The organism is Pseudomonas sp. LAM2023 (genome assembly GCF_016620375.1).
Lineage (GTDB): Bacteria > Pseudomonadota > Gammaproteobacteria > Pseudomonadales > Pseudomonadaceae > Aquipseudomonas > Aquipseudomonas anuradhapurensis.
In genome coordinates, this window is sequence record NZ_JAENHV010000015.1 from 546,790 (window position 1) to 570,734 (window position 23,945).

Annotated in this window: 24 protein-coding genes and 2 pseudogenes; 13 read left to right on the plus strand and 13 right to left on the minus strand. The window is 62.8% G+C overall.

Going from position 1 to position 23,945, the window contains the following annotated elements; translation table 11 throughout:
- The first annotated feature begins 102 nt into the window (after positions 1–102).
- Positions 103–849: an NRDE family protein gene (locus JKP78_RS08050; protein WP_186684175.1), complete on the plus strand. Its 747-nt coding sequence runs from the start codon at positions 103–105 to the stop codon at positions 847–849.
- A gap of 135 nt (positions 850–984) precedes the next feature.
- On the opposite strand, the gene ptsP is transcribed toward JKP78_RS08050, so the two are convergent.
- On the minus strand, positions 985–3,264 hold the full coding sequence (gene ptsP, locus JKP78_RS08055; protein ID WP_170033513.1) for a phosphoenolpyruvate--protein phosphotransferase: 2,280 nt from the start codon (positions 3,262–3,264) through the stop codon (positions 985–987).
- Between the two features lie 22 nt (positions 3,265–3,286).
- Complete coding sequence (locus JKP78_RS08060; RefSeq protein WP_003249017.1) at positions 3,287–3,766, minus strand: RNA pyrophosphohydrolase; 480 nt, start codon at positions 3,764–3,766, stop codon at positions 3,287–3,289.
- A 141-nt stretch (positions 3,767–3,907) separates the two neighbouring features.
- Between JKP78_RS08060 and JKP78_RS08065 the strand changes: the two genes are divergently transcribed.
- Positions 3,908–4,564: an HAD family hydrolase gene (locus tag JKP78_RS08065; RefSeq protein WP_200626501.1), complete on the plus strand. Its 657-nt coding sequence runs from the start codon at positions 3,908–3,910 to the stop codon at positions 4,562–4,564.
- A gap of 67 nt (positions 4,565–4,631) precedes the next feature.
- Here the strand turns inward: JKP78_RS08065 and JKP78_RS08070 are convergent, their stop codons facing one another.
- Together JKP78_RS08070 and ilvA are read right to left on the minus strand one after the other, a co-directional pair.
- Positions 4,632–5,057: a DUF2269 family protein gene (locus JKP78_RS08070; protein WP_200626503.1), complete on the minus strand. Its 426-nt coding sequence runs from the start codon at positions 5,055–5,057 to the stop codon at positions 4,632–4,634.
- Positions 5,058–5,250: 193 nt separating this feature from the next.
- Positions 5,251–6,765, minus strand: coding sequence for a threonine ammonia-lyase, biosynthetic (gene ilvA / locus JKP78_RS08075; protein WP_200626505.1), 1,515 nt, complete (start codon positions 6,763–6,765; stop codon positions 5,251–5,253).
- Positions 6,766–6,900: 135 nt separating this feature from the next.
- Here ilvA and rpiA point away from each other — a divergent pair, with 135 nt between their 5' ends.
- Complete coding sequence (gene rpiA / locus JKP78_RS08080) at positions 6,901–7,575, plus strand: ribose-5-phosphate isomerase RpiA (RefSeq protein ID WP_170033521.1); 675 nt, start codon at positions 6,901–6,903, stop codon at positions 7,573–7,575.
- 205 nt (positions 7,576–7,780) lie between these two features.
- Here rpiA and JKP78_RS08085 read toward each other — a convergent pair whose 3' ends face one another.
- The 4 genes from JKP78_RS08085 to JKP78_RS08100 all read right to left on the minus strand — a co-directional run bounded on the left by JKP78_RS08085 (position 7,781) and on the right by JKP78_RS08100 (position 11,965).
- Entirely contained in the window at positions 7,781–8,683 is a 903-nt protein-coding gene (locus JKP78_RS08085; RefSeq protein ID WP_170033523.1) for an SdiA-regulated domain-containing protein, read from the minus strand.
- Positions 8,684–8,773: 90 nt separating this feature from the next.
- Positions 8,774–9,694 (minus strand): SdiA-regulated domain-containing protein, encoded by a 921-nt coding sequence (locus tag JKP78_RS08090; protein WP_200626507.1) that lies wholly within the window; start codon positions 9,692–9,694, stop codon positions 8,774–8,776.
- 182 nt (positions 9,695–9,876) lie between these two features.
- Positions 9,877–10,542 (minus strand): fumarylacetoacetate hydrolase family protein, encoded by a 666-nt coding sequence (locus JKP78_RS08095; RefSeq protein WP_186684166.1) that lies wholly within the window; start codon positions 10,540–10,542, stop codon positions 9,877–9,879.
- A 25-nt stretch (positions 10,543–10,567) separates the two neighbouring features.
- Positions 10,568–11,965, minus strand: a complete 1,398-nt coding sequence (locus JKP78_RS08100) for an FAD-binding oxidoreductase (RefSeq protein ID WP_186684164.1) — start codon at positions 11,963–11,965, stop codon at positions 10,568–10,570.
- A 171-nt stretch (positions 11,966–12,136) separates the two neighbouring features.
- Between JKP78_RS08100 and serA the strand changes: the two genes are divergently transcribed.
- A complete protein-coding gene (gene serA / locus JKP78_RS08105) occupies positions 12,137–13,366 on the plus strand; it encodes a phosphoglycerate dehydrogenase (protein ID WP_170033531.1) in 1,230 nt (409 codons plus the stop codon).
- 45 nt (positions 13,367–13,411) lie between these two features.
- Here the strand turns inward: serA and JKP78_RS08110 are convergent, their stop codons facing one another.
- A complete protein-coding gene (locus JKP78_RS08110; RefSeq protein WP_200626509.1) occupies positions 13,412–13,888 on the minus strand; it encodes a DUF4399 domain-containing protein in 477 nt (158 codons plus the stop codon).
- 222 nt (positions 13,889–14,110) lie between these two features.
- On the opposite strand from JKP78_RS08110, the gene JKP78_RS08115 reads away from it, so the two are divergent.
- A complete protein-coding gene (locus JKP78_RS08115) occupies positions 14,111–14,599 on the plus strand; it encodes a substrate-binding periplasmic protein (RefSeq protein ID WP_186684159.1) in 489 nt (162 codons plus the stop codon).
- 22 nt (positions 14,600–14,621) lie between these two features.
- Here JKP78_RS08115 and JKP78_RS08120 read toward each other — a convergent pair whose 3' ends face one another.
- On the minus strand, positions 14,622–15,125 hold the full coding sequence (locus JKP78_RS08120) for a DUF523 domain-containing protein (protein WP_186684157.1): 504 nt from the start codon (positions 15,123–15,125) through the stop codon (positions 14,622–14,624).
- Entirely contained in the window at positions 15,112–15,744 is a 633-nt protein-coding gene (locus tag JKP78_RS08125; RefSeq protein ID WP_200626611.1) for a 2OG-Fe(II) oxygenase, read from the minus strand. Before JKP78_RS08125 ends, JKP78_RS08120 begins: the two co-directional genes overlap by 14 nt.
- 113 nt (positions 15,745–15,857) lie before the next feature.
- On the opposite strand from JKP78_RS08125, the gene JKP78_RS08130 reads away from it, so the two are divergent.
- Positions 15,858–16,610: a DUF2059 domain-containing protein gene (locus tag JKP78_RS08130; RefSeq protein ID WP_186684155.1), complete on the plus strand. Its 753-nt coding sequence runs from the start codon at positions 15,858–15,860 to the stop codon at positions 16,608–16,610.
- Here the strand turns inward: JKP78_RS08130 and JKP78_RS08135 are convergent, their stop codons facing one another.
- Positions 16,611–17,537, minus strand: coding sequence for an alpha/beta hydrolase (locus tag JKP78_RS08135; protein WP_200626511.1), 927 nt, complete (start codon positions 17,535–17,537; stop codon positions 16,611–16,613).
- A 235-nt stretch (positions 17,538–17,772) separates the two neighbouring features.
- On the opposite strand from JKP78_RS08135, the gene JKP78_RS08140 reads away from it, so the two are divergent.
- The 6 genes and pseudogenes from JKP78_RS08140 (at position 17,773) to JKP78_RS08150 (ending at position 20,895) form a co-directional block, all read left to right on the plus strand.
- Positions 17,773–18,336: a DUF6436 domain-containing protein gene (locus tag JKP78_RS08140; RefSeq protein ID WP_200626513.1), complete on the plus strand. Its 564-nt coding sequence runs from the start codon at positions 17,773–17,775 to the stop codon at positions 18,334–18,336.
- A gap of 85 nt (positions 18,337–18,421) precedes the next feature.
- A complete protein-coding gene (locus tag JKP78_RS25045) occupies positions 18,422–19,255 on the plus strand; it encodes a hypothetical protein (protein ID WP_234454559.1) in 834 nt (277 codons plus the stop codon).
- 6 nt (positions 19,256–19,261) lie between these two features.
- Positions 19,262–19,630 carry a hypothetical protein gene (locus tag JKP78_RS25050; RefSeq protein ID WP_234454589.1) on the plus strand — a complete coding sequence of 123 codons (369 nt, stop codon included), beginning with the start codon at positions 19,262–19,264 and terminating at the stop codon, positions 19,628–19,630.
- Between the two features lie 197 nt (positions 19,631–19,827).
- Positions 19,828–20,253, plus strand: a pseudogene (locus JKP78_RS25055) (S-type pyocin domain-containing protein).
- Positions 20,249–20,623 (plus strand): annotated as a pseudogene (locus JKP78_RS25265) (HNH endonuclease signature motif containing protein); the annotation flags it as partial. The pseudogenes JKP78_RS25055 and JKP78_RS25265, both read left to right, overlap by 5 nt.
- The gene (locus JKP78_RS08150) at positions 20,620–20,895 is read left to right on the plus strand and encodes a bacteriocin immunity protein (protein ID WP_170033547.1); all 276 of its coding nucleotides are present in this window, start codon (positions 20,620–20,622) and stop codon (positions 20,893–20,895) included. The pseudogene JKP78_RS25265 and the gene JKP78_RS08150, both read left to right, overlap by 4 nt.
- A gap of 41 nt (positions 20,896–20,936) precedes the next feature.
- Here the strand turns inward: JKP78_RS08150 and JKP78_RS08155 are convergent, their stop codons facing one another.
- On the minus strand, positions 20,937–21,488 hold the full coding sequence (locus JKP78_RS08155; RefSeq protein ID WP_200626515.1) for a sugar O-acetyltransferase: 552 nt from the start codon (positions 21,486–21,488) through the stop codon (positions 20,937–20,939).
- 86 nt (positions 21,489–21,574) lie between these two features.
- Here JKP78_RS08155 and JKP78_RS08160 point away from each other — a divergent pair, with 86 nt between their 5' ends.
- Complete coding sequence (locus JKP78_RS08160; RefSeq protein WP_200626517.1) at positions 21,575–23,938, plus strand: penicillin acylase family protein; 2,364 nt, start codon at positions 21,575–21,577, stop codon at positions 23,936–23,938.
- Positions 23,939–23,945: the final 7 nt, after the last annotated feature.

Sequence of the window (23,945 nt, forward strand, 5' to 3'; positions counted from 1 at the left end):
TGGTAACGGAAGCCGGGCTCGGCGCTCTAGTGAAGTCTGTGTCAGGATGGATCAGCCCCACCGCTGTGGGTACAGTGGCAAAAACACACAGAGGCTCGAACGATGTGCCTGATCGTATTCGCCTGGCGACCAGGGCATGCCCTGCCATTGGTGGTGGCGGCCAACCGCGACGAGTTCTATGCTCGCCCTACCCAGGCCCTGGCAGCCTGGGAAGACGCACCAGGGGTGTATGCCGGGCGCGACCTGGAGGCCGGCGGAACCTGGTTGGGGGTGGGTCCGCAAGGGCGTTTCGCGGCGCTGACCAATATCCGCGACCCACGGCAACCGTTGGGTCCACGTTCACGCGGCGAGCTGGTAGCCGCCTACCTGCAGGGTGAGCTGGGGGTGGAGGCCTATCTGGATCAGGTGGCCAGCCGTAGTGATCAGTATTCGGGGTTCAACCTGTTGGTGGGCGATGGCCGACAGCTTGGCTACCTGCATGCGCGGGAGGCCGCACCGCGCTTGCTCGAGGCCGGGGTGTACGGGTTATCCAACGCCGGGCTGGATACGCCATGGCCGAAGCTGGTGAAGGCGCGCAGCGGGCTGCAGGGTTTGCTCGAGACGGCAGACCCGCAGCGGTTGCTGGCCTTGCTGGCCGATGCCGAACCTGCGCCGGAAGGCGAGTTGCCGGAGACCGGGGTGGGATTGGCGACCGAGAAACTGCTGTCGAGTGTGTTCATTGCCAGCCAGAACTATGGCACGCGGGCGAGTACCGTGCTGTTGGTAGATGATCAAGGCAGAAGGCGGCTGGTTGAGCGCAGTTTCGGGCCGTTTGGTGGGCACCTGGGGGAAGTTGATCTTATGGTTTGAGGGCCAAGGGGGCTGCTTTGCAGCCCTTTCGCGACACGAGGCCGCTCCTACAGGGGATCGCCTATCCCTGGGCAATTGCATTCTCTGTAGGAGCGGACTCGTGTCGCGAAAGGGCCGCCAAGCGGCCCCGGCACTTCACAGGGTCTTATTGGCCTCTGGCCCGATCATCCGTGCCAGCCCCAGGTTCTTCAGGGCCAGCTGCAGCGAGCTGTGGATAACCTGCGGGTTGTCATGGCTCAGGGCTTCCACCAACAGCTCCTTGGCCTTGCTCAGGTTCACCTGGCGCAACATCCATTTCACCTTCGGCAGGTTGGTGGCGTTCATCGACAGGCTGTCGAAGCCCATTGCCATCAACAGGATCGCCGCCGCCGGGTCACCGGCCATCTCGCCACAGATGCTCACCGGCTTGCCTTCGCCGTGGGCGTCGCGCACCACCGTGTTGAGCGCCTGCAACACCGCTGGGTGCAGGTAGTCATACAGATCGGCCACACGCGGGTTGTTGCGGTCTACGGCCAGCAGGTACTGGGTCAGGTCGTTGGAACCGACCGAGAGGAAGTCCACCTGCCGCGCCAGCTCCTTGGTCTGGTACACCGCCGCAGGAATTTCGACCATCACGCCCACCGGCGGCATTGGCACATCGGTCCCTTCGTCGCGCACTTCGCCCCAGGCGCGGTGGATCAGGTGCAGGGCCTCTTCCAGCTCATGGATGCCGGAAATCATCGGCAGCAGGATACGCAGGTTGTTCAGGCCCTCGCTGGCCTTGAGCATGGCGCGGGTCTGCACCAGGAAGATTTCCGGGTGGTCGAGGGTGACGCGGATACCGCGCCAGCCGAGGAACGGGTTTTCTTCCTTGATCGGGAAGTACGACAGCGATTTGTCGCCGCCGATGTCGAGGGTGCGCATGGTCACCGGCAGCGGGTGGAATGCCGCCAGCTGCTCGCGGTAGATGGCCAGCTGCTCCTTCTCGCTGGGGAAGCGCTGGTTGATCATGAACGGCACTTCGGTGCGGTACAGGCCCACCCCTTCGGCACCGCGCTGCTGGGCACGGGCCACGTCGGCGAGCAGGCCGGTGTTGACCCACAGCGGCATGCGATGGCCATCCGGGGTAACGCACGGCAGTTCGCGCAGGGCATCAAGGCCGCGGGCCAGCTGGCGTTCCTCTTCGACCACATCGCTGTACTGTTTGCGCAGCACTTCGCTGGGGTTGGTGAACACCTCGCCCTTGTAGCCGTCGACAATCATCTCGATGCCGTCGACCTTGGAATAGGGCAGGTCGACCAGGCCCATCACCGTGGGGATGCCCATGGCACGGGCCAGGATGGCGACGTGGGAGTTGCCCGAGCCCAGCACCGAGACCAGGCCGACCAGCTTGCCTTCCGGCACTTCGCCGAGCATCGCCGGGGTCAGCTCTTCACTGACCAGGATGGTGTTGTCGGCATACACCAGGGACTGCGAGCGGGCCTCCTGCAGGTAGGCCAGCAGGCGCCGGCCGAGGTCCTTGACGTCGGAGGCGCGCTCACGCAGGTAATCATCGTCCATCAGCTCGAAGCGGTTGACGTGCTCGCCCACCACCTGGCGCAAGGCGCCCTGGGCCCACTGGCCGGTCTTGATGACTTCGGTCACCTCACCGCCCAGGGCCGCGTCCTCGAGCATCATCAGGTACACATCGAACAACGCGCGTTCTTCCGGGCGCAGCTGGGTAGCCAGCTTGGCGGACAGCTTGCGCATGTCGTCGCGCACGCCTTCGAGGGCGTTCTGGAACAGGCTCAGTTCGGCGTCGATGTCATCGACGGTCTTGTCCGGCACCACCTCCAGGTCGGCCGGCGGCAGCATCACCACCGCGCGCCCCACGGCGGCCCCAGGCGAGCCCGGCACACCGACGAAGCGCGCTTCCTGGATGCCCTTGCCCTGACGGCCGAGGCCGCGGATCGAGCCGGTCGCCTCGGCGTGGGCGATGACCCCGGCCAGCTGGGCGCTCATGGTGACCAGGAAGGCTTCTTCGCCCTCGTCGAACTGGCGACGCTCCTTTTGCTGGATGACCAGTACCCCGACCACGCGGCGGTGGTGGATGATCGGCGCACCGAGGAAGGAGGCGAATTTCTCTTCGCCGGTTTCGGCAAAATAGCGGTAACGCGGGTGATCGGCGGCGTTTTCCAGGTTCAGCGGCTCTTCCCGGGTACCGACCAGGCCAACCAGGCCCTCGTTGGGGGCCATGCTGACCTTGCCGATGGAGCGCTTGTTCAGGCCTTCGGTGGCCATCAGCACGAAGCGGTTGGTTTCCGGGTCGAGCAGGTAGACCGAGCAGACCTGGCTGCCCATGGCCTCCTTGACACGCAAGACAATGATCCCCAACGCCGACTTGAGATCTTTGGCGGAGTTTACTTCCTGGACGATCTTGCGCAGCGTATTGAGCATGGCTCGGGGTCGAACTCCGTCGTCAGTCGCGCGTCAGCAGACGCGGTGCTAGCTCTTTCAGGGCGCGTCGGTAGACCTCGCGCTTGAATGTCACAACCTGGCCCAGCGGGTACCAATAGCTGACCCAGCGCCAGCCGTCGAATTCCGGCTTGCCGGTCAGGTCCATCCGCACCCGTTGTTCGTTGCTGACCAGGCGCAGCAGGAACCACTTCTGCTTCTGGCCGATGCACAGCGGCTGGCTATGCGTACGTACCAGTCGCTGGGGTAAACGATAACGCAACCAGCCACGGGTGCAGGCAAGAATTTCCACATCATCGCGTTCCAGGCCAACTTCTTCGTTCAGCTCGCGGTACAGGGCGTCTTCCGGCGTCTCGTCAGGGTTGATGCCACCCTGGGGGAATTGCCAGGCATCCTGGTTGATCCGTCGAGCCCATAGCACCTGCCCGGCATCATTCGTGAGAATGATTCCGACATTGGGGCGAAAACCATCCGGGTCGATCACGGCAGCAACCTCGCAAACGCATGTCACCGCATTGTTCCACAAAGCTTGCGAGCGCAGCAACGCGCCCGCCAAGCTTATGTGCAGCCGTGTGAAAACTCCGTATTCTGCGGGCCTACCTTGTGGCTGATGCGAGTGACCGCGATGCGCCTGGCTTTATTCGACCTGGACAATACCCTCCTCGGTGGCGATAGCGACCATGCCTGGGGGGATTACCTGTGCGAGCGCGGCATCGTCGACCCGCTTGCCTACAAGCAACGCAACGATGCGTTCTACCAGAACTACCTGAACGGCACGCTCGACCTGCAGGCCTACCTGGCCTTTTCCATGGAAATCCTTGCGGCAACGTCCGTGGCCCAGCTCGACGAATGGCATCGCGACTTCATGCGCGACTGCATCGAGCCGATCATCCTGCCCAAGGCGCTGGCCCTGCTGGAGCAACACCGCGAAGCGGGCGACCAGCTGGTGATCATCACCGCCACCAACCGCTTCGTCACCGCGCCGATTGCTCGGCGCCTGGGGGTTCGCGTGTTGCTGGCGACCGAATGCGAGATGCGTGATGGCCGTTATACCGGGCGTAGTACCGATATACCCTGTTTCCGTGAAGGCAAGGTGACGCGGCTGGAACGCTGGATGCTGGAGAACGGCTTCGGCCTGGAGAACAGCTGCTTTTACAGCGACTCGATGAATGACCTGCCGTTGCTGCAGCGGGTAACGCATGCGGTGGCGGTGGACCCGGACCCGAACCTGCGGGCCGAGGCCGAGAAGCGCGGGTGGCCGGTGCTCTCGTTGCGCGATTGAGGCACTGTTGTGCCGGCCCATTCGCGGGTTTACCTGCGAATGGGCCCGCCCAACGAGCACAAGGCCTTCAGACGGGCTTGGCGCCCATCAGCCCGGCGATGGACAGGAAACAAACCCCACTGAACACCGCCAGCGCCAAGGTAAAACGCAACCCCACTACCTCGGCCTTGCGCAGCCGGTTCAGCCGCACCAGCAACCACCACACGGCAAACGCGCCGAATATATAGATGACGCTGGACGCCAGCACCCAAGCCTGCCCCAGCGGCCAGCCCACCAGGTGTACCAGCCACCAGCCGGTGAACGGCATGCTCACCAGGCACAGGCCCATCACCAGCCAGACGAACACCAGCGGCCGACGCAGCAGCTTGGCGTAGGCCTCGCCATCGCCCTGGCGACGGGCGCGTACGGTCCAGATCGCCAGGCCAAGGGCACCCAGCAGCAGCAGTGCGGTGGCGAGGATGTGGAGGGTTTTGAAGGTGGTCAGGTGTTCCATGTCCGAATTGTCCTTTATCAGGCCATTTTGGCAGCAGCCTTTCTCTGTGTAGGAGCGGCCTTGTGTCGCGAAAGGGCCGCAAAGCGGCCCCGGGATCTCGGCCATGCTCACACATTGCCGGGGCCGCCTTGCGGCCCATCGCGACACAAGGCCGCTCCTACAAAAGGCGAGAGATCTGGCTTAGCTTAGCCGCTCAGCCCAGGAACAGCTTGTAAGCCGGGTTATCAGTCTCGTCCCAGTACGGGTAGCCGATCTTGGCCAGCGCCGTCGGCACCAGGTGGCGCTCGTCCTCCGGCACCTGCAACCCTGCCACCACGCGCCCGTCAGCCGCGCCGTGGTTGCGGTAGTGGAACATCGAGATATTCCAGCGCCCGCCCAGCTTGTTGAGGAAGTTGAACAGCGCCCCTGGCCGTTCGGGGAACTCGAAGCGCAGGACCATTTCGTCGCTGGCACCCGCCGAATGCCCGCCGACCATGTGGCGAATATGCAGCTTGGCCAGCTCGTTGTCGGTCAGGTCGGTAACCGGGAAGCCCTGCTCGGTCAGTTGCTGTACCAATGCCGCGCGCGGGTCGTTTTCCGGGTGGGTCTGTACGCCAACGAAGATGTGCGCTTCGTCGGAGGTATGCTTGCGGTAGTTGAATTCAGTGATCTGGCGCTTGCCGATGGCCTCGCAGAAGGCCTTGAAGCTACCCGGGCGCTCCGGGATGGTCACGGCAATGATCGCTTCGCGCTTTTCACCCAGCTCGGCACGTTCGGCCACATGGCGCAGGCGGTCGAAATTGACGTTGGCACCCGAATCGATGGCCACCAGGGTCTGGCCACTCACGCCGTACAGCTCGACGTACTTCTTGATGCCAGCCACACCCAACGCACCGGCAGGTTCGGTGATCGAGCGGGTATCGTCATAGATATCCTTGATCGCGGCACAGATCTCGTCGGTGCTGACAGTCACCACCTCATCCACATGGTGACGGCAGATATCGAAGGTGTGCTGGCCGATCTGCGCCACCGCCACGCCGTCGGCAAACAGCCCGACCTGTGGCAGCACCACGCGCTCGCCGGCCGCCATGGCCGCCTGCAGGCAGTTGGAATCGTCCGGCTCGACGCCGATCACCTTGATTTCCGGGCGCAGGTACTTGACGTACGCGGCAATGCCGGCGATCAGGCCGCCACCCCCCACGGGCACGAAGATCGCGTCCAGCTGGCCAGGGTGCTGGCGCAGGATCTCCATGGCCACGGTGCCCTGCCCGGCAATGGTGTGCGGGTCGTCGTAGGGGTGGATGTAGACGAAGCCCTTTTCATCCACCAACTTCAGCGAATAGGCCAGTGCCTCGGGGAACGTGTCGCCATGCAGCACCACCTTGCCACCGCGCGAACGCACGCCTTCGATCTTGATCTCCGGGGTGGTCTTGGGCATCACGATGGTAGCCTTGATGCCCATTTCCCGCGCAGCCAGGGCCAGGCCCTGGGCGTGGTTGCCGGCCGAGGCGGTGACCACGCCACGGGCCAGTTCTTCCGCGCTCAGCTGGGCGAGCTTGTTGTAGGCCCCGCGAATCTTGAACGAGAACACCGGCTGCAGGTCTTCGCGCTTGAGCAGGATCTGGTTGCCCAGGCGCTTGCTCAGCTGCCCGGCGCTCTGCAGCGGGGTTTCGACCGCAACGTCGTAGACGCGCGAGGTGAGGATCTTCTTGACGTACTGTTCGAGCATCGGGAATGCATCACTGGGCCGCGGGACAAGGGCTTGGAGTCTACCCCAGCGCTACGTCGGGCGACCACAGCAAAGCCGTGCGAGCCGTTATACTAGGCTCCTTTTCAAAACCGCCCTGCCCCTCTCGGAGCCCGCATGACCCAGGACCAACTCAAACAGGCCGTCGCCCAGGCCGCTGTCGACTTCATTCTGCCCAAGCTGGATGAAAAGAGCGTTGTCGGCGTCGGTACCGGTTCGACCGCCAACTTCTTCATCGACGCCCTGGCTCAGCACAAGACCGCCTTTGACGGCGCGGTCGCCAGCTCCGAGGCCACCGCCCAGCGTCTGAAGGGCCATGGCATCCCGGTGTACGAGCTCAACAGTGTCAGCGAACTGGAGTTCTACGTGGACGGCGCCGACGAGAGCGATGCGCACCTGAACCTGATCAAGGGCGGTGGCGCAGCCCTGACCCGCGAGAAGATCGTTGCCGCCGTGGCCAAGACCTTCATCTGCATCGCCGATGCCAGCAAGCTGGTGCCGGTACTGGGTGCGTTCCCGCTGCCGGTCGAAGTGATACCCATGGCCCGCAGCCACGTGGCGCGCCAACTGGTCAAACTGGGCGGCGACCCGGTGTACCGCGAGGGCGTGATCACCGACAACGGCAACGTGATCCTCGATGTGCACAACCTGCAGATCACCAACCCGGTAGAACTGGAAGCGCAGATCAACGCCATCGTTGGCGTGGTAACCAACGGCCTGTTCGCGGCACGGCCGGCGGACCTGCTGCTGCTGGGCACCTCTGAAGGCGTGAAAAGCCTCAAGGCCGAGTAACCTGCGGCGAGGGCTTCGCCCTCGTTTCGCGACACAAGGCCGCTCCTACAGAGGTACGCGATTTCCTGCAGAAGCGGCCTTGTGCCTCGATGGGCTCATGAAAATCCCCAGATGGTGGACAGGTGTCCAACATCTGGGGCGCAGCTCAATTTCCTGTAGGAGCGGCCTTGTGTCGCGATGGGCTGCAAAGCAGCCCCACCATCCCTCACTGCGCTGGCTGTTTGAACACATAGAACAGGTTCGGCTCACTGACCAGGTAGATGGTCCCAGCCTCATCCATCGCAATCCCCTCCGCTTGCGGCACCGTCGCCTGCAACCCCTGGAAGCCCTTGCGCAACGACAGGGTGCTCAGCGGCCGGCCTTCCACATCCAGTTCCAGCACCAGCCGCGACTCGTCAGACAGCGCCAGCAAATGCCCACTGCGCTCGTCGAACTGCAAGCTCGACAGGTCGCGCACGAACAGCCGTGCATCGCGCTTGCTGTCCTGCACCACGTGTACCGCGTAAGGCTGTTCGGGGTTGTCATGCGGAAAACCACGCACTTCGTAGATCAGCATCGGATCGCGCTCCTTGGCCACGAACAAGCGCTTGCCGGCCGAATCGTAGGCCAGCCCTTCGAAGCCCTTGTTGCCGTTCCGGCCTATGCCCAAGGTCAGCTGCTCGGCATCGCCGGCGTCGAGGAACATGGTGTCGTCGTCAAGGCGTACGCGAATCAGCCGCTGCTGACGCTCATCGGTGATGACATAGCTGTTCGGCCCTACATACTCGACGGCTTCCGGGTCGCCGAAGCCGGTCAGCGGCACCCGGCGCAGGATGCGACCGTCCAGCGACAGCTCGATCAGCTCGGAACGGGCATTGGTAACCGTGAACAGGGTCTTGCGGTCGGGGTCGTAGGTCAGCGCCGAGAGGTCATCGTCCAACCCCTCGACCGGCTGCGCCTCGACCACCACCCGGTAGCGGTCCAGGCCGATGCTCTGCTGCGCAGGCTGCCACCAGGCCTTGAGGTTGAACCAGCCACGCTCGAACAGGCGGAACTCCTGCCCGGCCCAACCGAGCAGGAACAGGCCGGCAACGGCCAGGACAAGAGCGGGGCGAACAAAACGGCGCATGCGTACAGACTCGACATAGGGGTGACGAATCTAACCATGAACAACTGAAATAAAGCTTAATGCCAGCATCAGAAAATTCTGATATTCGGCTCAGTTCTTTCTGAAGCGATAGAACAAGGCCGGTTCGCTGACCATGTACAGGTTGCCCTGATCGTCCATGGCCACCCCTTCGGCGCGCGGGATCGTGTCCCGCAGGCCGTTGAAGCCGCCCAGCAAGGTCATGAAGCTGACTTGCTGGCCCTGCTCGTCCAGCTCCAGCAGCATGTTCGAATCGGCCGACAGCACCAGCAGATGGCCGGTACGCGGGTCGACGCTCAGCGCCGAGAGGTTGCGCAAGTCCAGCTCATCGCTGGGCAACGCTTGCTTGTCACCCGTGAGCGGACTACGGCCATCGCTGTTCCAGGTATACAGCTTGGGTGGGCGCTCCTCGCCGATGACCAGGCGCTGGCGTAGCGGGTCCCAGGCAACCGCTTCGAAGCCCTTGTTGCTTTTCACCGACTGGCCCAGATCGTGGCTCTGGAAATCATCGTGGTTCAGCGCGGTGGTCTGGGCATCCACCTTGACCACGGTCAGGTCGTGCAAGCGCTCATCGGTAATCGCCAGGTAGCCGTCTTCGAGCACGGCGATGCCTTCCGGATTGTTCCAGCCGTTGAGCGGGATCTTGCGCAGTACATCGCCATCCAGGTTCAGCTCGACCAGGAACGGGTTCTTGCCCATCACTGCGAACAGGGTGCGGGTGCGCGGGTTGAATGCCACGTCGGAGGCTTCGTCATCCGCCATGCCCGGCAGCGGCTTGGCATCGATGTCGACCCGGTAATTCGGCAGCCACACGCTTTCGCTGCGTTCGGCGGTGCTTTCGAAGCTTTCCTTGACCCACAGCGCGCCACGGTCATCCCAATGCATGGCCACGGCTACGCCATAGCCAATCAGCGCCGCCACGGCCAGGCCGAAGGGCCAGCGCAGGTAGAAACGGCGCTTGGGTGTTGCCGGGGCGCTGGAGGGAGATGGCATGCGAGGTTCCTGGTGAAATGGGCGTAGATCCGCGCATTATCCAGATTGGGTGTGAAAAATCGGTAAACAGGTCTGCCCTCTTCGCGGGTGAACCCGCTCCCACAGGCATAGCGCCGCCCTTGAGGGTTGCGCAGTACCTGTGGGAGCGGGTTTATCCGCGAAGAAGGCGATACGGTTCCGGCTCAAAGCACCCGGCTTTCGAAGCGGCTCACACCTGGCAACTCCAGCACCACGTCGTCACCGACATTGAACGGCCCCACGCCCGCCGGGGTGCCGGTGAGGATCACATCCCCTGCCTGCAGCGAGAAGTGTGCCGATATGTGCTGAATCATCGGCACGATCGGGTTGAGCATCATCTTGCTGTTGCCGTCCTGGCGCACTTCGCCGTTGACGGTCAAGCGCACCGGAATGTCGGTCACGTCTTCAAAGCTGCCAGCCGACACGAACGGAGGCAGCACACAGGCGCCATCAAAGCTTTTGGCCAGTTCCCACGGCAGGCCCTTCTCTTTCAGCTTGGCTTGCACGTCACGCAAGGTCAGGTCCAGCGCCGGGGCATAACCGGAAATTGCGTCCAGTACCTCTTCCTCGGTCGGGTGAGCCGACAGCGGCTTGCCCAGCAACACCGCGATCTCGACCTCATAGTGCACCGAACCACGCTCGGTCGGGATCTTGAAGCCACCTTCGGCTGGTACCACGCAGCTACCCGGCTTGATGAACAGCAGCGGTTCGGAGGGGATGGGGTTGTCCAGCTCCTTGGCATGCTCGGCATAGTTACGGCCGATGCACACGACCTTGCCCAGCGGGAAGTGAATGCGCGTGCCGTCTACGTACTGGTGCTGGTAACTCATGGCCGACTCCTCTGGATACTGCTTTTTATTCAGGTGCGAAGATCTTACCCGGATTCATGATGCCGTTAGGGTCGAACACGGCCTTTATTGCCTTCATGCAAGCGATTTCCTCCGCTGAGCGGCTGTAGCCCAGGTAGTCGCGCTTGGTCATTCCCACACCATGCTCGGCGGAGATCGAGCCGTTATAGCGTTCGACGATCTCGAACACCCATTTGTTGACCTTGGCGCACGAGGCAAAGAACTCGTCCTTGCCCATGTGCTCGGGTTTGAGGATGTTCAGGTGCAGGTTGCCATCGCCAATGTGGCCGTACCACACTACTTCGTAATCTGGGTAGTGTTTTTCGACGATCGCGTCAATATCGCGCAAGAATTCCGGCACTTTCGCCACGGTGACGGAAATGTCGTTCTTGTATGGCGTCCAGCGCGAGATGGTTTCCGACAGGTATTCACGCAGCTTCCACAGGTTTTTCAGCTGGGTCTCGCTCTGGCTCATCACGCCGTCCAGCACCCAGCCTTGCTCGACGCAGTGCTCGAAGGTGGCCAAGGCTACATTTGCCACTTCTTCGGTACTGGCCTCGAATTCCAGCAGCGCATAGAACGGGCAAGAAGTCTCGAACGGTGCCGGCACGTCGCCACGTGCCAGGATCTTGGCCAAGCCCTTGTCGGAGAAGAATTCGAAGGCGGTCAGGTCCAGCTTGCCCTGGAAGGCATGCAGCACCGGCATGATCGAGTCGAAGTCCGGGGTACCCAGCACCATGGCGGTGAGGTTGCGCGGTGCACGGTCCAGGCGCATGGTGGCTTCGACCACGAAGCCCAGGGTGCCTTCGGCGCCGATGAACAGCTGGCGCAGGTCGTAGCCGGTGGCGTTCTTGACCAGGCCCTTGTTCAGCTCAAGCAGTTCGCCCTTGCCGGTGACAACCTTCAGCCCAGCCACCCAATTGCGGGTCATGCCGTAGCGAATCACCTTGATCCCGCCGGCATTGGTGCCGATGTTGCCGCCAATCTGGCTTGAACCGCTGGAAGCGAAGTCCACCGGGTAATACAGGCCCTGCTCTTCGGCGAAGCTTTGCAACTGCCGGGTGATCACCCCCGGCTGGCAGACCACGGTGCGGTCAAAGGCATTAAAGCCGAGAATCTGGTTCATGTAGTCGAAGGCCACCACCACTTCGCCATTCGCCGCCACAGCCCCCGCGGAAAGCCCGGTGCGCCCGCCAGACGGCACCAACGCTACCTTGTGGGTATTGGCCCAGCGTACAATCGCCTGCACCTGCTCCACCGTCCTGGGAAACACGATGGCGCTGGGTGCCGGTGGGTAATGCTTGGTCCAGTCCTTGCCATAGGCTTCCAGGGAAGCCGCGTCGGTCAAGACCTTGCCAGGGTCAACCAAGGTCATCAGTTCATCAATTACAGCGGGATGGGTCATCGCTGGAACTCTCGACTTATTCATAGTCACCCTGAGCACTCTTCACCTGTCGGGATAAGCTCAGATTGTGTCGCGTATGCTAGCATAGCCCTCCCGCTGTTCATGCTAAGGCAGCCCTGGCGCCTGGCATCACCCCTCGCCATTTTTTCTCCGGGATACAGGTTTACGCAGATGAGCAAGACTTCTCTCGACAAGAGCAAGATCCGGTTCCTTCTTCTTGAAGGTGTGCACCAGAACGCGGTCGATACCCTCAAGGCCGCCGGCTACACCAACATCGAATACCTCACTGGTTCGCTGCCGGAAGCCGAGCTGAAGGAAAAGATCGCCGATGCCCACTTCATCGGCATTCGTTCGCGCACCCAGCTGACCGAAGAGATCTTCGACTGCGCCAAGAAACTGGTCGCGGTTGGCTGCTTCTGCATCGGCACCAACCAGGTCGACCTGGAAGCTGCCCGCGAGCGCGGTATCGCCGTGTTCAACGCGCCATACTCCAACACCCGTTCGGTGGCCGAACTGGTACTGGCCGAAGCCATCCTGCTGCTGCGCGGCATCCCTGAGAAAAACGCCTCCTGCCACCGTGGCGGCTGGATCAAGAGCGCGGCCAACTCGTTCGAGATCCGCGGCAAGAAGCTGGGCATCGTCGGCTACGGCTCGATCGGTACCCAACTGTCGGTCCTGGCCGAAAGCCTGGGCATGCAGGTGTACTTCTTCGACCCGCTGACCAAGCTGCCGCTGGGCAACGCGGTGCAGGTGACCAGCCTGCACGAACTGCTGGGCCTGGCCGACATCGTCTCGCTGCACGTGCCTGAGCTGCCGTCCACCCAGTGGATGATCGGCGAGAAGGAAATCCGTGCCATGAAGAAGGGTTCGATCCTGATCAACGCCGCCCGTGGCACCGTGGTCGAGCTGGACCACCTGGCTGCCGCGATCAAGGACAAGCACCTGATCGGCGCCGCCATTGACGTGTTCCCGGTCGAGCCGCGCTCCAACGACGAAGAGTTCGAAAGCCCGCTGCGTGGCTTGGACAACGTAATCCTGACCCCGCACATCGGTGGTTCCACCGCCGAAGCACAGGCCAACATCGGCCTGGAAGTGGCCGAGAAGCTGGTCAAGTACAGCGACAACGGTACCTCGGTGTCCTCGGTCAACTTCCCGGAAGTGGCCCTGCCGGCGCACCCAGGCAAGCACCGCCTGCTGCACATTCACCAGAACATCCCGGGCGTGCTCAGCGAGATCAACAAGGTCTTCGCCGAGAACGGCATCAACATCTCGGGCCAGTTCCTGCAAACCAACGAAAAGGTCGGTTACGTGGTAATCGACGTCGACGCCGAGTACTCGGACCTGGCGCAAGAGAAGCTGCAACAGGTCAAGGGCACCATCCGCTCGCGCGTCCTGTTCTGATTTGCTGGTGACATGAAAAAGGGAGGCCTTGATGGCCTCCCTTTTTTATTTCACTTCAACCGTGATTTTCTGCGACTCGACACTTGGCTTGAACGGCACGTGATACTGGTCACCCAGGATCAGCTGCAGGGTGTGCTTGCCCGGGGACAGGGTAATGGTGGTTTCGGTCTGCGCCTTGCCGAAGTGCAGCACCTGCGGCCCATCCGGCAGCGCCACACCTTTTTCCGGCATCAGGCTGGTTGGCAGTGGCATGTCGGCCACCGGCTCCTTGTCCACATCCACCAGCAGGTGGTGATGGCCGGTATGCGGGGTGTGGTCACCGGCAGGCTTGAGTGCCATGCCCTCGATGCCGAACTTGACGGTGAAGGTCTTGTCGACCGTGGCGCCATCGGCGGGGGAAACGATGAAGACCTTGGCCTCCTTGGGCGGCTCCTGGCTTTTCAATGCATCTGCGGCACTGGCCAGCACCGATGCTCCCATCAGCAGACCCGCAACGGCAGCACGCGAAAATAGGCTGTTCATTCACTTCTCCTGTGATTCACTTGTTGGCCCCCGCCTGCGATCCAACGGCGGCGGTAATTCACCTTAGTTGATATGGACGCCCATATGTTCACATCGACAGGTAGAAATATTTCCGTCACGGTCAAACATCGCCGAAGCTTCAAGGTCATAGGCTGCGCTCGACCACGGCGAGGAAAAAGCCGTGGCGGGCATTATTCACCTGCCAAGAAGAAAGGGGCTTTCATGCGTTCGACCATTGGACTACTGCTGGCGCTGCTGATCACGCCATTGGCACAGGCCGAGCTGATAGACGAAGTTGCCGACCGGGGCGAACTGCGCATTGCTGTACAGGCTGACAACTCGCCGTACGCCTTCAAGGAAAACGACCAGCTGACCGGCTTCGACGTGGAGTTTGGCCAGGACCTGGCCAAGGAACTGGACCTGCGCGCCGAATTCATCGAAGCCCCCGCAACCGAGGTTCTGCCGGGCGTGGAGAGTGGCAAGTACGACATTGCCCTGACCCCGCCGAGTGAAACGCCCAAGGCTGATGGTGCGCTCGATGTAAGCCAGCCGTTTGGCGAGAAACAGCTGGTGATCCCGTTCCAGAAGGACAACCCGGCTTTTCAGAGTGCGCTGAACAACGCATTGCAGCGGCTCAAGGACAGCGGGCGGACTGCCGAACTTGAACAGAAGTGGTTCAAGGGAGTGTCGGCGACTGCGGCCGGGCAGTAAGCGCCTTCGTCGCGGAACAGGCTTAGGCTGAAAGCCCAACCAGCGCCTGCTCCGCCAGTTCCAGCTCCAGCTCGCTGAACACCTGTACCCCAGCCCGCCGCAGCAGCGCCGTGGTCACGCCTTCCCCCGCTACCTTCACGCCACTGAACGTGCCGTCGTAGGTCAAGCGGTTACCACACGAAGGGCTGCCGGCCTTCAACACCGCCACGCGAATGCCATGCCGGCGCACCAGCTCCAGCGCCTGCTGCGCCCCGGCAATGAACTGCGCACTGACATTTTCACCGCTCACCGTCAGCACCTGCCTGTCACCGTCGAGCACCGCTGCGCCCTGCCCACCCGGTATCTCTGCAGGTGCCCGAGGGGTCGGCAAGCCGCCTGCCACTTCAGGGCACAACGGCACCACACGCCCTTCGGCCTGCCACCGCTGCAACAGCTCGGGGTAGCCACTGGTACGGCCATCATAACGCACCGGCTGCCCCAGCAGGCAGGCGCTGACCAGCACCTTGGGCAACTCAGAACGGGTCATTGCCACGGCGCCGGAACCAGCCGGTCAACGACAGCCGCTCGCGCCCGGCCGGCAGCACTTCGTGCGGCACCTCACCGGACAGGAACACCACCAGGCAACCCGCCACCGGTTGCACATCGTGTTCGACACCGTCCGCCAGGAACATGCGCAACTGGCCACCGTCCTGCGGCTGCCAGCCTTCATTCAGGTACAGCACCGCCGACACCATGCGCCGGTCATCGTCGCGGAAACGGTCCAGGTGCCGGCGATAGAATGCCCCTGGCGGATACAGGGCAAAATGGCACTCGAAATCTTCCAGGCCCAGGAACAGGCCCCGGTTGATGGCCTGACGCAGTTGGTCCATGGCGGCCAGATACTGGTCGCAGGCCTCGCCCTGGCCAGGGTCGACCCACTGGATGTGGTCGCCGCGAATGGCTTCGCGCACCTCCTGGGCAACACCGCGCCCAACCCCGGCAGGGTTGAGTTCGCCTTCGGCATCACGGCGCCGGCATTCGGCTGCCAGCGCGCGCACCAGGTCGGCAGGCAGGAAGAATGCCTGCTGCGACCAGCCATGGGTGGCCAGATCGTCGACGACGGCCGCGAGCATCGGGTGTTCAGGGGTAATATGCATGGCGCGCATCATATCCATTAGCCATGCCGCCGCACAGCGCCACTTGGCTGACAAGTACGCGGATATCTCGACAAACCGGCGCCGGGCCAAGGACAATAGCCGCCTGCCGACAGGAGTCCTGAATGCGCCGTCTGTTTTCCCTGATTCTGCTGATGATCTGCACCGTGCCTGTCTGGGCAGACAACCTGGATCGGCTGTACAAGGCCGCCGGCTGGCCTGACCAGCGCGCCCATTTCAACGATGCCCTGACCGCTGCCCAGGAACGCTACCGCAACAGTCTGCCGCCTGCCGTGTACCAGGCGCTGGTCAACAACAGCAACCAGCGTTTCCAGGCCCAGGCCGTGGACCGTCGCGCCCAGGCAAAACTGCGTGCGACCCTGGCCAATCCGGCGCCGGCGCTGGCGTTCTTCCAGTCGCCGCTGGGGCGCAAGGTGGTGGCAGCCGAACTCAAGGCCACGCGCAAGGATGAACTGGCCAGAAACGCCAAAGGCCTGCCGAAGATCCAGGCCAGCGATGACCGCCTGCTGATCATCGGCCACCTGGCCCAGGCCCTGCCGGCGCGCGAGGCCGGCGCCGAAGTCAGCCTGGCCATTGCGGGCGTTGCCGCCGACAGCCTCAGTTCGATGATCCCCGGCCTGTTCGGTAACGGCCAGGCCCAGGGCCTGCTCGACGGCCAGCGCCAGCGCCTGATGAGCCAGATCGGCGAAGACCTCAACAACACCCTGTTGTATGTCTACCGCGACCTCTCCGACGCCGAGCTGGAAGAGTTTGCCACCTTTGCCGAATCGCCTGACGGCAAGGCCTACTACCAGGCCGCCCTGGCCGCCGTTCGCGCCGGCCTGGCGGTGGGCCAGAGCAACAGCGACCTGAAGTGATCAGCCCAGGCGCTGGTCGATGAAGTCGAAGTAGCGCTGGCGAATGCCCGGCAGCTCGTTGGCCAGGTGGTGGCGAGCTTCGGGCAACAGCAGGATCTGCGGTTCGGCGAACTTGGCCTTGAGCACTTCAAGGTTGTAGGGCCAGTCCACCGTGCCATCCGCCTGCCCTTGCACGATCAATGGCCGCCGCGTGCTGCACGGGGCGGCCTCGATGCGTTTGACCCAGGCGATCAGGGCTCCCACCCAGGCCGTTGGCAAGCGGCGTGGTTGTAGCGGGTCAGCTTCGAGGAACGGCAGGAAGGCCGGGTCGTTGGTGTTCTCGCTGAAACGCCGCTCGATGCCGTTGACGAAATGGCGCAGCACACGGTAGCTCAACTTCGACCAGCGCCAGGAACAGGGCCGTACCAGCGGTGCCAAGAGGATGACCTGGCCATCGATGGGGCTCTGCGCGCCCTGGTACAACAGGTGGTCCACGGCAATCGCACCACCGGTGCTCTGCCCGCACAAATGCCACGGGCGTGGCAGTCGCAGCATGAGCGCCTGTTCGAACAACGCCTCCAGCACCTGCTGGTACAGCGCAAAATCACTGATACTGGCCCGCTCGCCACTGGACAGGCCATGGCCAGGCAGGTCGCAGCTGATGACGGCGAATCCTTGCTTTAGCGCCCACTCGATCACATGCCGATAGAGCCCCATATGGTCGTAGTAACCGTGCAGCAGGAACAGCGTCGCGTTGGCCTGCTCGGGTAACCAGACCTGCCCGACCAGATCGAAGCCTGCAGCCTGAAAGCCGCCCAGCCAGCTTTGCGCCGGCAGGTTCAGGCCATAGAAGCGCTGGTATTCCAGGGCCTGTGCCGACAGCGCCTGGCGCGCGGTCAACGGTGCCAGGCTGGTGCGCAGCAGGTCGGGGTGAAAGGCAGCGGGCATCGTTACATCCAAAGCGAAGCAAGTATTGATCTGCGATATTCAGCTCTGGCCGGCATCGTGGCAAGCTTGCTCAGCTTCGAACGACCAGCACCGAACCTTGTAGGAGCGGCCTTGTGTCGCGATAGGGGTGCGAAGCGCCCCCGGGATTTGGGCATCAGGCTGAGGTTGCCGGGGCCGCTTTGCGGCCCTCTCGCGACACAAGGCCGCTCCTACAAGGGGACCGCGGAAGAACTTCATGAACAACCGGATCATCAAACCGCTGTGCACAGCAGTTGCCCTGCTGGTCGGGGCCGCCATCCTCTGGCAGGCCTACACCACCTTCCAGGCCCGCTACCTGCGTCCATTCGACAACCAGACCACGCTGTTCGACGGCAGCCAACTGCAGCTGCCCGCCGAGCTGGCCGGCCCCGGGCCGATCCGCGTGGTGCACTTCTGGGACCCGACCTGCCCGTGCAACGTCGGTAACCAGCAGCACCTGGGCGAACTGGTCAGCCAGTTTGCCGCGCAAGGGGTGGTCTTCCATGTGCTGCAAAAGCCCGGCAGCCATGGGCAGTTGCCGGCCAACCTGAGCAGCCTGCAGCCCATCGCCAGCTTGCCCGGCAGCGAGCAGCTGCCGGCCTCTCCGGCCGTTGCCATCTGGGACAGGCAAGGCCGCCTGGCTTACTTCGGCCCATACAGCGAAGGGGCGGTGTGCAACGCCAGCAACAGCTTCATCGAGCCGGTCATACAGGCACTACTCGCAAACCGGCCTGTACAGGCCGACAACACCCTTGCCTCAGGGTGCTATTGCCCCTGGTAGATAGCAAGCATTCAAGGATTATCTACAGCAGCAGCCCACAGGAGGATTCTTACCGTAGCGACATACAGAGCAATGGAGAAACTGTATGTCTCAACACGGATCCGTCGAGCTAGCCGACAGCATTGTAAAAGCCCCCCGTCTTCCACCAGTCCCGCAATATTTTTGGGGCCACAACCGCATACCGTCTCGCTATCTGGCGTCGACCTTTCGACCCGGCCATCTGGTCATCGACCTGGTGCCCCAGATCGAGGCTGACAAGCAGCGGGTCAAGCAAGAACACAATCAGCAACTTGAAGCGCTCGAGCAGAAGCTCGACCAGGCCGTCCTGACGCAGACCGGTTCGCTGGCTGGGCTGGAGCCGCTGTTGGCCATCGAACGAAAGCTCGCTGCCGTGAACCATCTCACGGCCAAGTACCAGGCCGAGCTCCAAACCACCCGCCAGGCAGCCAACCAGTTTTTTGGATCAGACCCGGAACACCGCTCCTTCAAGGAATTTGTCGACAGCAGCCGGCGTGCCGGTAGCGCAACAGACCCACGCCAAGCCTGGCTGGCCTCCTACCGCGCCGCTTTCGCCGCGAAGGTTCTACAGCGGCAGATCGACGAACTGGGCCGTCATCGCAGCCGGCTCAACAGCGAACGGTCCAACACCCGCTACCGGCAGATGCAGACCGGTCAAGCAAGCCAACGTCTGAAGCTTTCCGCGCAGACGCTTGACCGGACGATGGCCGCCCAGCATGAGTACCTGCTGACGCGCAGCATGCTGCAAGCCCAGCTCAAAAACTTTGAACGCCACCAACATGACGATGTGGCCGAGCAGGCTGCGCTGGCACATGCCCGCGAACTAGAACTGGAAACGTTCGACTTGCTCAAGTGCCGAGCCACTCTCAGCACCCTGTACGTCGACCTCGACAAGCTCTAGGGGCACATGCGCCATACCCCTACCAGAATTGACGTCACGCTCAAGCTGGACACCGCGCGCTCACCGCTGCCACACAAGCAGGAGTTGCTGGATCTCAAGCAGCAAGTCAGCGCTTTCAACGCCACCCATGTCCAGTCGTGGCCAACTGAAAAGGCCAACGTCGCACGCCTGCTTGCAGCGTCGGACCGCAGCCTCACTGCTGCATTCGACGAACAGCTCTACCTCGCTGCGCTCGCCGGGCGCGCCCCCCGAGTAGCATACCGGTCATCTTCAACGCTTGGGCCGCCAGCACCCGCCATCCGCTGGTGCTTGCCACCTCTCGCGGTGGCGTGGCGCATTTCGAGTCTGTATGGGAGCCCTTTGGCAAACTTCTGAGCAAAGCTGCGGTACGCCTGCTCGAAAGCAGCCTCACGGTCGCGCTCAGATATGCCCCGCTGATGTTCTACTCAGCCCGCCTTGGTGACGGCGAGCGTATGGGCGTAACTGTCCCGCTGGCCTCAATGACAGCCGGTGCCGACCTCACCCAACAGGCCAATCGCTTGGCAGGCCAGACGCTGGAGTTGCCGCTGCGCATGAACGCGGTACCCAGCGGCGAGCAGACCGAGGTCTACCTGGTCAACACCGACGGCAACGCTGTACTGCGTGATGTGCGAGTGCGCCAGGCGCAATGGGACTCTGCCGTCAAAGCCTACCGCTTCACTGCCGATGGCCCAGGCGGCGCCACCCTACTCTGGCACCCGGCAACACCGCCAAGCAGCCTGGGCAAACTGGACTTGCACTCCGGCGCCTAGGTCGGCGGCCAGCCCATCGTAGAAGAGGTGCAGAAGCACTACCCCGGACGCCTCATTGTGCCGCAGCAGGCGGACATCCGCTCCTTCCCCGAACGGCCCGAACTGCACATTGATGACTACGTCATCATCTTCCCGGCAGATTCAGGACTGGCGCCGATTTATGTGATGTTGCGCAGCCCCGCAATATTCCGGAGTTGCCAGCGGTAATGGGGTGCTTACGCCAGACAGGGTATTGGACGCAGCAAGCACGGCGGCAGGCGCGCCAATTCCCACGAGGATTGCGGAAAGGCTGAGGGGGCGAAGGTTCAGTAGGTTCGATAATCTACGGGAAGCAATCTGGATGGAGATCGCTGCGGATGAGGTGTTCAAACAGCATCTAGAATTTCTGAACGCTGACAACATGCGAAATGGTATTGCTCCTTACGCCCCCGAGAGCCATTGGGTAGGAAGACGAATAAAGCTGGAGATCCATCATAAGCATGAAATCGCAAGCGGTGGCGCAGTGTATGATCTGGACAATCTTGTACTCATGACACCGCGAGTTCATATTGATCACCACAAGGAGAGCAATCAATGACACTCAAGGGCAAATTGGAGGATTACACAGAAGATGAATTCCTCGCGCTCATAACAGAACTGTACGAAAACCGAGCGGGCCGCCGCGGTACTGAGTTAGAGAGCTTTCGAGACAGGATCATTTCCAATTTCAAAAAGATCACCGAACACCCTGATGGGGCTGATGTTCTGACACGCCCTCCAGCAGGCTCGGACAAAAGCCCTCAAGGCGTCATAAACCGCATTAAAGAATGGCGCGCCGCCAACGGCAAACCCGGCTTCAAGCCCGCCTGACCTACAAAGCCCTGCGGCAGAAACCGCAGAGCTTTTCATAGTTATCCACGCACCCGCGCAGGGTTACCCACCACCGTGGCTCCCGCCGGTACATCCCGAGTCACCACGCTACCGGCACCCACCACGGCATTGTCACCAATGGTCACTCCCGGCAGGATGATCGCCGCACCGCCGATCCACACGTTGTCGCCGATGGTCACCGGCCGCCCGCTCTCCAACCCGGTGCGTCGCACCTCAGGGTCGAGCGGATGGTCGGCGGTGTAGATCTGCACGTTGGGGCCGATCTGGCAGTCGTCGCCGATACGTACCGGCAACACATCGAGAATCACGCAGTTGAAGTTTATGAAGGTATTGCGACCGACACTGATGTTGTAGCCATAGTCGCAATAGAACGGTGGGCGGATCACCGCGCCTTCGCCAACCTGGGCAAAATGCTCGGCCAACAGCCCATGCCGTGCGTCGTTGAGCAATTCGACACTGTTGTTGTAACGGTGCATCCAGTGCTTGTTGGCGATCTGCTCGGCCTGCAGCTCGGGGCAACCGGCATGATAGAGCTGGCCTGTAAGCATTTTCTGTTTTTCGCTGAGGGACATGGAAACTCCTTCCTGGGGCTATGCTCTGTTCGCGAATCCGCCCATGATCGGACCACATTTTTCGCTGGAATGCACAAGGAGCCTGAATGAAGCGCAGCCTGACCCTGTTGGCCGTAGCGGTTGCCGTAGCCGCAGGCGCCGGATACTGGTACGTGCAGGGCAAACTGCCGCAACGCGAGGGCGAAGTGGCCATCGCCGGCCTTCAAGCGCCGGTCAGCGTGCGCTATGACGCCCGCGGCGTGCCGCACCTGCAGGCGCAGAGCGAGGCAGACCTGTACCGCGCGCTGGGCTATGTGCATGCCCAGGACCGGCTGTTCCAGATGGAGATCCTGCGTCGCCTGGCCCGTGGCGAACTGGCCGAGGTGCTGGGCGACAAGCTGCTGCCCACCGACACCCTGTTCCGCAGCCTGCGCATTCGCGAACAGGCCGCCCTGATGGCCGCGCGTCAGGACCGCCAAGCCCCTGCCTGGCAGGCCCTGCAGGCCTATCTCGACGGCGTCAATCGCTGGCAGGCCAGCCACCCCAAGCCCGTCGAATTCGACCTGCTCGGTATCACCCCGCGCCCATTCACCGCCGAAGACACCCTGAGCATTGCCGGCTACATGGCCTACAGTTTCGCCGCTGCCTTTCGTACCGAGCCGGCACTGACTTATATCCGTGACCAGCTGGGCCCCGAGTACCTGGGCATCTTCGACCTCGCCTGGCAGCCGGAGGGCGCCCTGGGTACGCCGCTGGCCGCTGCCGACTGGCACAGCCTGGAGGCGCTCGCCCGCCTTAGCCATGAGGCGCTCGGCGCGGCCGGCATCCCGCAGTTCGAAGGCAGCAACGCCTGGGCCGTATCCGGCAGCCGTACCCGCAGCGGCAAGCCGTTGCTGGCCGGCGACCCGCATATCGGCTTCGCCGTGCCGGCGGTGTGGTACGAGGCCGAACTGTCGGCGCCCGGTTTCAACCTGTACGGCTACTTCCAGGCACTTAACCCATTCGCCCTGCTCGGCCACAACCGCGACTTCGGCTGGAGCCTGACCATGTTCCAGAACGATGACATCGACCTGATTGCCGAACGTACTAACCCGGCTGACGCCAACCAAGTCATGATCGATGGCCAATGGCAGGCGCTGGAGAAGACCGAGCAGCAGGTCGCCGTGAAAGGCGCAGCGCCGGTGACCCTCAACCTGCGCCGATCGCCCCACGGCCCGATCGTCAACGACGTACTGGGCGCCACCGCCGGGCCCACGCCGATCGCCATGTGGTGGGCATTCCTGGAAACCGAAAACCCGATCCTCGATGGCTTCTACCAGATCAACCGTGCCGACACCCTGAGCAAAATGCGCGAAGCCGCCGCCAAGGTGCACGCGCCTGGGCTGAACTTCGTCTGGGCCAATGCCCGTGGCGACATTGGCTGGTGGGCGGCGGCGCAGCTGCCGATCCGCCCCGACGGGGTCGACCCGGCCTTCATTCTCGACGGCGCCAGCGCCCAGGCCAACAAGCTCGGCTTCTACCCCTTCAGCGTCAACCCGCAGCAGGAGAACCCAGCGCGCGGCTATATCGTGTCGGCCAATTACCAACCGCCGGCAGCGGTGCCGATACCGGGTTACTACAACCTGCCGGACCGTGGCCGTCAGCTCGACAACCAACTGGCCAGCCCCGAGGTGAAGTGGGACACGCAAAACAGCCAGACGTTGCAGCTGGGCACCGCCAGCGATTATGGCCCGCGTACCCTTGCCCCGCTGCTGGCAACACTGCGCGCGGTGGCCGAGGGTGACGAAGAGAAGGAGCTGGTGGAGCAACTGGCCGCCTGGGCGGGTGACTATCCGCTGGATTCGGTCAGCGCCACGCTCTTCAACCAGTTCCTCTACGAACTGGCGTTCGCCGCACTGCATGACGAACTGGGCGATACCTGGTTCCCGGTGCTGATCAGCACCCGCGCCATCGACGCCGCGCTGCCGCGCCTGGCGGCGGATGCCGATTCGCCCTGGTGGAACAGCCGTGGTGACAATCAGCGCAGCGACCGTACCGCCATCGTGCGCACGGCTTGGCAGCACAGCCTGAAGCACCTGCGCGACACCTTGGGCAACGACCCGTCCAGCTGGCAGTGGGGCAAGGCCCACACCCTGACCCACAACCACCCGCTTGGGGTGAAGAAGCCACTGCACCTGCTGTTCAACGTCGGCCCGTTCGCCGCGCCGGGTACCCATGAGGTACCGAACAACCTCTCGGCGAAGATTGGCCCGGCGCCCTGGCCGGTGACCTATGGGCCCTCTACGCGGCGGTTGATCGACTTTGCCGATGCTGGGCAGGCGTTGACCAGCAACCCGGTCGGGCAGAGTGGCGTGCCGTTCGACGGGCACTACGCGGACCAGGCCGAGGGCTATGTGCAGGGGCAGTACCAGCGGGCGCAAATGGGCGTGATTCCAGCGCAGAGCACCTTGCGATTGGTGCCAGGGCCGTGAGGGTCTG

Excerpts from the sequence above, each read along its gene's own strand:
- JKP78_RS08050 (WP_186684175.1), top strand. The coding sequence starts at position 103 with ATGTGCCTGATCGTATTCGCCTGGCGACCAGGGCATGCCCTGCCATTG.
- ptsP (WP_170033513.1), bottom strand. The coding sequence starts at position 3,264 with ATGCTCAATACGCTGCGCAAGATCGTCCAGGAAGTAAACTCCGCCAAA.
- JKP78_RS08065 (WP_200626501.1), top strand. The coding sequence starts at position 3,908 with ATGCGCCTGGCTTTATTCGACCTGGACAATACCCTCCTCGGTGGCGAT.
- JKP78_RS08070 (WP_200626503.1), bottom strand. The coding sequence starts at position 5,057 with ATGGAACACCTGACCACCTTCAAAACCCTCCACATCCTCGCCACCGCA.
- ilvA (WP_200626505.1), bottom strand. The coding sequence starts at position 6,765 with ATGCTCGAACAGTACGTCAAGAAGATCCTCACCTCGCGCGTCTACGAC.
- rpiA (WP_170033521.1), top strand. The coding sequence starts at position 6,901 with ATGACCCAGGACCAACTCAAACAGGCCGTCGCCCAGGCCGCTGTCGAC.
- JKP78_RS08085 (WP_170033523.1), bottom strand. The coding sequence starts at position 8,683 with ATGCGCCGTTTTGTTCGCCCCGCTCTTGTCCTGGCCGTTGCCGGCCTG.
- JKP78_RS08090 (WP_200626507.1), bottom strand. The coding sequence starts at position 9,694 with ATGCCATCTCCCTCCAGCGCCCCGGCAACACCCAAGCGCCGTTTCTAC.
- JKP78_RS08095 (WP_186684166.1), bottom strand. The coding sequence starts at position 10,542 with ATGAGTTACCAGCACCAGTACGTAGACGGCACGCGCATTCACTTCCCG.
- JKP78_RS08100 (WP_186684164.1), bottom strand. The coding sequence starts at position 11,965 with ATGACCCATCCCGCTGTAATTGATGAACTGATGACCTTGGTTGACCCT.
- serA (WP_170033531.1), top strand. The coding sequence starts at position 12,137 with ATGAGCAAGACTTCTCTCGACAAGAGCAAGATCCGGTTCCTTCTTCTT.
- JKP78_RS08110 (WP_200626509.1), bottom strand. The coding sequence starts at position 13,888 with ATGAACAGCCTATTTTCGCGTGCTGCCGTTGCGGGTCTGCTGATGGGA.
- JKP78_RS08115 (WP_186684159.1), top strand. The coding sequence starts at position 14,111 with ATGCGTTCGACCATTGGACTACTGCTGGCGCTGCTGATCACGCCATTG.
- JKP78_RS08120 (WP_186684157.1), bottom strand. The coding sequence starts at position 15,125 with ATGACCCGTTCTGAGTTGCCCAAGGTGCTGGTCAGCGCCTGCCTGCTG.
- JKP78_RS08125 (WP_200626611.1), bottom strand. The coding sequence starts at position 15,744 with ATGCGCGCCATGCATATTACCCCTGAACACCCGATGCTCGCGGCCGTC.
- JKP78_RS08130 (WP_186684155.1), top strand. The coding sequence starts at position 15,858 with ATGCGCCGTCTGTTTTCCCTGATTCTGCTGATGATCTGCACCGTGCCT.
- JKP78_RS08135 (WP_200626511.1), bottom strand. The coding sequence starts at position 17,537 with ATGCCCGCTGCCTTTCACCCCGACCTGCTGCGCACCAGCCTGGCACCG.
- JKP78_RS08140 (WP_200626513.1), top strand. The coding sequence starts at position 17,773 with ATGAACAACCGGATCATCAAACCGCTGTGCACAGCAGTTGCCCTGCTG.
- JKP78_RS25045 (WP_234454559.1), top strand. The coding sequence starts at position 18,422 with ATGTCTCAACACGGATCCGTCGAGCTAGCCGACAGCATTGTAAAAGCC.
- JKP78_RS25050 (WP_234454589.1), top strand. The coding sequence starts at position 19,262 with ATGCGCCATACCCCTACCAGAATTGACGTCACGCTCAAGCTGGACACC.
- JKP78_RS08150 (WP_170033547.1), top strand. The coding sequence starts at position 20,620 with ATGACACTCAAGGGCAAATTGGAGGATTACACAGAAGATGAATTCCTC.
- JKP78_RS08155 (WP_200626515.1), bottom strand. The coding sequence starts at position 21,488 with ATGTCCCTCAGCGAAAAACAGAAAATGCTTACAGGCCAGCTCTATCAT.
- JKP78_RS08160 (WP_200626517.1), top strand. The coding sequence starts at position 21,575 with ATGAAGCGCAGCCTGACCCTGTTGGCCGTAGCGGTTGCCGTAGCCGCA.